The sequence below is a fragment of the Micromonospora zingiberis genome, from assembly GCF_004331455.1.
GTDB lineage: Bacteria > Actinomycetota > Actinomycetes > Mycobacteriales > Micromonosporaceae > Micromonospora > Micromonospora zingiberis.
Map to the genome: position 1 here is coordinate 1 of NZ_SJJR01000044.1, position 5,607 is coordinate 5,607.

Consider the following 5,607-nt stretch of genomic DNA (forward strand, 5'->3'; position numbering starts at 1 on the left):
GACGCCGCAGTCAAGAGCGCCCCGCTGAGCTCCCCGGCCTTCAACGCCATCGCCGCGTCCCAGGCCAAATGGTTCCTGCCCGGCCTCGACGCCGCAGTCAAGAGCGCCCCGCTGAGCTCCCCGGCCTTCAACGCCATCGCCGCGTCCCAGGCCAAATGGTTCCTGCCCGGCCTCGACGCCGCAGTCAAGAGCGCCCCGCTGAGCTCCCCGGCCTGGAAGTTCGTTGATAGGGCTCGAAGAACCCAACTCCAGACTGTCCTGGGAAGCCTCGACACGAGGACGATGTTCCGGTCGGCACTAACAAGCCGTCAGAGTGTTCAGGCCACGGCAATATCTGTCGCAGTTGAGAACCTGGAACATGCGGTAAAACGGGCCGACGAGCAAACGGGTTCGGAAGTCCGACTCCTGGCAATCTGGGCAGAGTCGCTACGTGAGCTCGGTGGCTGGCTACGCCAGCCGGCGGTCACGTGGTCCTCCGTCGCCTTGGTCTGGTTCGTCGTTTCCTACAGTTGGGTAACACTCAAGACCGAGCGGCCAGATGTGGCAGAGATGATCGAAGTACCGTTCACCCTCTTGGCTGGGCTTCTCCTCACAGCCGCTGTGACCAAGAAGTAGCTGCTGCCCGCAATCTGCTGGCCCACCATCCTCACTCTCTGCCGCCGACCCACACACCGTGGAGCGGGCCAGGGCCAGGGTGGCAAGGTGGAGCGCCCTACCGGACGAGTCTCAATGGCGGTTGTCAAGGGTGGGGTTGTTGGGCTTGATCCGGCTGGCTGCTCTCGGCCACCTGACGGTGGGGCAAGTTGTTGCGTCGGTGGCGTTGCATCCGTTCTGGTCACAGAGGCGGCGCCACTGCGCATGAGCGGCGAAGATGCGGTTCAGGCCGTCGCGCTCGTCGCGTAGCTCCAGGAACTCGTCGAGTAGGTCGAACAGGGTCTCGATGGCGCGGGCCTCGAGGTCGGGGGGCATGTCGCGGACGTTCTTGGGCCCGATGGGTTCGGTCAGGTGGGTGACGACGCTCCACCAGACGTGGTTGTCGAGGCAGCCGGCTTGAGTCACTAGCCACGGTTGGAAAACCGGTCAGCAAGGTCCGGGCGTTGGCCTCGTTGCAGCCGTCGACGAACGACACGACATTGGTGAAGTCTTCTCGGATGAGCCACATCCCGGGGCGCTTGCGGATGTTGGCGAACAGGTCCCGGTAGTTGGTGATCGTGATCGTCACAGTCGGATTGTGCCTGGCTGTTGGCTGTCCGCGCGCTCGCGAGATGGGGATCAGTGTTCGCGATGATCAGCGCGTCACGCGCATCGGACGAGGAGGTGGCGGCCCCGGCCGGACAGCCAGACCCGATAGCGGGGTTGACCAATCGGGTGGCTGAATCAGCGACACGTGCGAGTGGGATTCCGCAAAGGGCACCGCGTACAGCAAGCCGATCGACTTCGGCCGCCTGCGGCTTGGCCCCATCATCGATCGGCGGGTAGACCACGGCCCGCAGGCACCGGACCGCGCCCATCAGATGCCGGGTGTCCCGGACGGATCTTCGCCTTCGCCGAGGAGGAGCGGTACGTCGTAGATCGACATGTCTGGGCGGGGCCTCGCGTAGCGGACCCGGTGGCGCCATCGTTGGTGTTCGAACGCCACGTCGGCGTTGATTTCCACCACGACGGCGGGTTCGACCTGCGCGTAGGCCAATGGTTCGGGTCGGTCGAACTGGCCGGACCAGGATGCGGGTAGCGGCTGCGGCCACGGATGCGCCTGCACCCCGTGGCGGGCGAGTCGTGGCGGTGACAGCACTGCGGCGAGTTTTGCGGCTTGGTCGGTGGTCAGTGGGTGGGTTCGGCCGGTGTAGCGCAGTCGTCCGCGCCGGTCGAACCGGCCGAGCAGCAGACTTTCGGGACAGGCGATGGTGCCGGTGACTCCCCCGATGATGGCGTCGGTGACGATCCTGGTCCGGAACTTCGACCAGCCGCGCCGGCCAGGCTCGTATCTGCCGGCCGTGCGTTTGCTCACCACGCCCTCAATACCCGCGGCGGTCCAGTGCAGCAGCCACTCCGACACCTGTGCCAAGTCGGTGGTCTGCGGGGTCAGGGTGAGCTGCGCCGGCGCACCGGCAAGGAGTCGTCGCAGCCGCGCCCGCCTCTGCGCCAGCGGCAGATCAATAATCACCTGCCCGCCGACATCGGCGAGCAGATCGAACACCACGAGGTGAGCGGGGTGTTCACGGGCCAGCCGTACGAGGGCACGGCCGGCGGTGATGCGGCGTTGTAGCTGCGCGAAGTTGGTCTGTCCCCGTTCCCAGACGATCAGCTCACCGTCCAGCACCACCCCGGCGGGGATGCACGCGCGGATCGTCCGGGTGATGTCCGGGAAGTAGGTGGTCAGGTTCCGGCCGGCCCGCGACTGCAGGTACACCCGGTCGGTCTCGCGGAAGGCGATCACCCGCCACCCGTCCCACTTCGGTTCATGCACCAGATTCGGGCCCTTGGGCACCGCGTCGACCGGCGCCGCGAGCATCGGCGCGACCGGCCGACGCAACACCGGCTCCCCCGCCGCGCCCGTCCGCCCGCCGGCGGCAGTCACCCTTCACCCCCACCGGCCGTCAGAGCCGCTCATCTTCCGCCCCCTTCACGTCATCGTGGGAGACATGCGGGATGGCTCGGCCGGAGATCCGTGACAACGGATGAGCGATGCCGGGGGACGTGCAGCGGGCCACGCCGCTACCCAGAGCAATCCCGACGGCTGCCACCGCCCCTGCTCCCCCACTGTGGGCGGGGGCGGGTTTCGTTCTGCTCCCCCGGCCTGCTGCCGGCGGAGCCAATACCGTCGGGGTGTGGATGTGCTGCTGCGCGGCGGGCCGGGTGACGGCCAGGTGGTACCCGGCGGTGGGGAGACCGTCGTGTGGCAGGCCTGCCTGTACGAGATCACCTCCGAGTACCACCACCGCAGCGGCCGGGACCTGCGGGTCTACCGGCATCGCCCAGACTGCTGCGAACCGTACGGACGAGGTGCCGAAGACCGCTGCGAATAGCCCGCCAGGCCGTCAATACGCTGGCCTGCCGCCACCCCACATCCGAACACTTGTACGATCCGGGGGTGGAAGAAGTAGCCGGGCGCTGGTGGAACGGACTGTGGGGCAGGCTGACCCGCCGTGACGTCTGGCTGACCCGCGAGATCCGGTGGAGGGTCGCGGCTCGCTCCGGGGACAGCGAGACCGGCGGGGTCATGCGGTGGGAGTTCGACACCGAAGACGCCGCCCAGCACATGGTCCGACGCCTTCTCACGGCACCTGGCACTGGCACCTGGCAGAAACGCGACGCCGAGACAGCCCCACCATCGGCTCCACTGCAAGGCGGGCCTTCGCACGGACGGGGTTCGGCGCGACGGAGGTACCGCCGCCCGTCGTAGATGCCGGCTGCTCTTGGCTGCCTACACAGACCGGCCCGCAGGACCGCCGATTCCAGACGACCAACACCGCCGCGCTTGAGCAGCACGGCGCACTGGGATTCGGCCCAACCTGCCGGGCGCCTCGGACGTGGTCGCATCGTCAACGAGCGGCGCCTGCGAGGGCGTGTCGGGTTCGGCCGGGCCTCGGTCCTACGGCTGTTCGCGCAGTTGGGAGGCGATGTCGGCGACCGTCGCTTTCGCGGTACGGCCGGCACCCACCAGTGTGGCTGACGCCGCCCCTGTCCAGTCGCCGTAGCCAAGCAGGTAGAGGCGGGCCTCGTCCACCGACCGGGTGCCGTCGGTGGCCACCTCTCCGTGCCGCCATCCTTGTAGCAGCGGCGCGAGGTGGGTGAGGTTGGGCTGGAAACCGGTGCACCAGATGATGGCTTCGCAGGGCTGCTCGGCCCCGTCTGCCCACCGCACGCCGTGTGCGGTCAGCCGCACGAACATTGGACGGGGGTGCAGAACACCGCGCTCCCGCGCGTCGCGGACGCTGGGCACCATCACGATGTCCCCCAGGTCGCTGACACCACCGCCGGCACCACCGGCGGCCTTGCGGGTGGCCACACGGAACAGCACCCGGCCGTCGACGTCGTCTGGCATGAACCGTGCCGGGCGTAAGGTGACCCACGTGGTCTCGGCGACCCGGGACACCTCCGCCAGGATCTGCGCCGCGGAGTTACCTCCACCGACGATCACGACCCGCTGCCCCCGGAACTCCTCGGGCGAGGAGTAGTGCACCGTGTGCAGCTGCCGGCCGGTGAACTCTCCGCGGCCGGGGATGTCGGGCACGTACGGGCACTCCCATGTACCGGTGGCGGAGATGACGTACCGGGCCAGCCATCTGCCAGCATCGGTTTCCACCGCGAGGCGGTCCCCGGCTTGCCGCACGTCGTGTACCCGGACCGGCCGGTGGACCCGCAGGTCGTATCGCTGCTCGTATGCCCGTAGGTAGTCCACGACGTGCCTGGCGGTCGGGAAGTCCTCGCCGTCCTGCCGAGGCATCCCCCACCCTGGCAGCGGGCTGTACTCCGCTGGCGAGAACAACCGCAACGAGTCCCAGCCATGCCGCCACGCGCCGCCCGGCTGAGACTGGGCATCGAGGATGACGTAATCCACCCCGGCACGGCGCAGGTAGTAGCCCGCTGCCAGGCCACCCTGCCCGCCCCCGATGACCACCACGTCACACGATCCGAGCACCCTCGGCACCTCCTCCGTAGATCATCATGCCGATCGGCCAAGATCGGCGCTATGCTCGGCCGATGCCGGCAGGCGCCCATCCGACCGCCACCACGGCTCCCCACCCACAAACTGGCCGTGACCGGGTCCTGGTTCCACCGGGCGGTGGCGTTGGTGGAACGATGGAAGGCGTGGGAACTGCGAAAACAACGACGCCGGCCGTCTCGCCGCTGGCCGGCGAACCGATCAAACGTGCCGACGCCGAACGGCTCGCGGGAGTGCTGAAGGCATTCGCCGACCCGGCCCGGCTGCGACTGCTCAGCCTGATCCAGTCCGCCCCCGACGGCGAGGCGTCCGTGAGTGACCTCACCGACCCGCTCGGTCTCTCCCAGCCGACAGTGAGTCATCACCTCCGGATCCTCACCGAGGCCGGCCTGCTCGAACGCGATAAGCGGGGCGTCTGGGCGTACTACCGGCTCGTGCCGTCCGCGATCGCAGCGATCGCCGACCTGTTGACGCCGCCCCGCAAGCGGGCAACGAAGAAAGCCCGCTGAGCGGAACGCTCAGCGGGCCTTCTCACCGGGCTTTGCCGTTACGAAATGTCGGGCTTGCGGCACGCCCAGCATGCAGGCGGCAGCGAGGAGGCACGAGGCGGTAACGGCTGCCAGCAGCGAGTCGTAGCCGCCGTGGTTGACGACCACGGCGGCGCCCAAGCGCGACGGCTTTGGCCGTGGTGAGCAACCCACTGCCGACGGCATATGTCGAGCTGTCCTGACGCTCCTATTTCCACATCAAGAACGATTGGCATTACAGCAGCAAACATGATAATTGGCACGGATCGAACCCCGGTGGACCACTCTGGGATCGAACCCCGGTGGACCACTCTGGGATCGAACCCCGGTGGACCACTCTGGGATCGAACCCCGGTGGACCACTCTGGGATCGAACCCCGGTGGACCACTCTGGGATCGAACCCCGGTGGACCA

The 5,607-nt window shown here is 68.0% G+C and carries 6 protein-coding genes; 3 read left to right on the top strand and 3 right to left on the bottom strand.

The window, feature by feature from the left end:
- Nucleotides 1-615 (top strand): hypothetical protein (locus tag E0H26_RS29505; protein WP_165522023.1); only part of this gene is annotated, 615 nt, incomplete at its 5' end.
- 111 nt (nucleotides 616-726) lie between these two features.
- Here E0H26_RS29505 and E0H26_RS29035 read toward each other — a convergent pair.
- Together E0H26_RS29035 and E0H26_RS29040 are read right to left on the bottom strand one after the other, a co-directional pair.
- Complete coding sequence (locus tag E0H26_RS29035) at nucleotides 727-969, bottom strand: hypothetical protein (protein ID WP_131309690.1); 243 nt, start codon at nucleotides 967-969, stop codon at nucleotides 727-729.
- A 541-nt stretch (nucleotides 970-1,510) separates the two neighbouring features.
- The gene (locus tag E0H26_RS29040) at nucleotides 1,511-2,578 is read right to left on the bottom strand and encodes an ATP-dependent DNA ligase (protein WP_240742454.1); all 1,068 of its coding nucleotides are present in this window, start codon (nucleotides 2,576-2,578) and stop codon (nucleotides 1,511-1,513) included.
- 250 nt (nucleotides 2,579-2,828) lie between these two features.
- Between E0H26_RS29040 and E0H26_RS29045 the strand changes: the two genes are divergently transcribed.
- Nucleotides 2,829-3,026, top strand: a complete 198-nt coding sequence (locus E0H26_RS29045; protein ID WP_131309692.1) for a hypothetical protein — start codon at nucleotides 2,829-2,831, stop codon at nucleotides 3,024-3,026.
- Nucleotides 3,027-3,592: 566 nt separating this feature from the next.
- On the opposite strand, the gene E0H26_RS29055 is transcribed toward E0H26_RS29045, so the two are convergent.
- A complete protein-coding gene (locus E0H26_RS29055; RefSeq protein WP_131309694.1) occupies nucleotides 3,593-4,642 on the bottom strand; it encodes an ArsO family NAD(P)H-dependent flavin-containing monooxygenase in 1,050 nt (349 codons plus the stop codon).
- 161 nt (nucleotides 4,643-4,803) lie between these two features.
- Here E0H26_RS29055 and E0H26_RS29060 point away from each other — a divergent pair, with 161 nt between their 5' ends.
- Nucleotides 4,804-5,175, top strand: a complete 372-nt coding sequence (locus E0H26_RS29060) for an ArsR/SmtB family transcription factor (protein ID WP_131309696.1) — start codon at nucleotides 4,804-4,806, stop codon at nucleotides 5,173-5,175.
- The last annotated feature ends 432 nt before the right edge of the window (nucleotides 5,176-5,607 follow it).

What these genes read in the sequence shown, in the direction of transcription:
- E0H26_RS29060 (WP_131309696.1), top strand. Translation starts at nt 4,804, where the DNA reads ATGGAAGGCGTGGGAACTGCGAAAACAACGACGCCGGCCGTCTCGCCG.
- E0H26_RS29035 (WP_131309690.1), bottom strand. Translation starts at nt 969, where the DNA reads ATGCCCCCCGACCTCGAGGCCCGCGCCATCGAGACCCTGTTCGACCTA.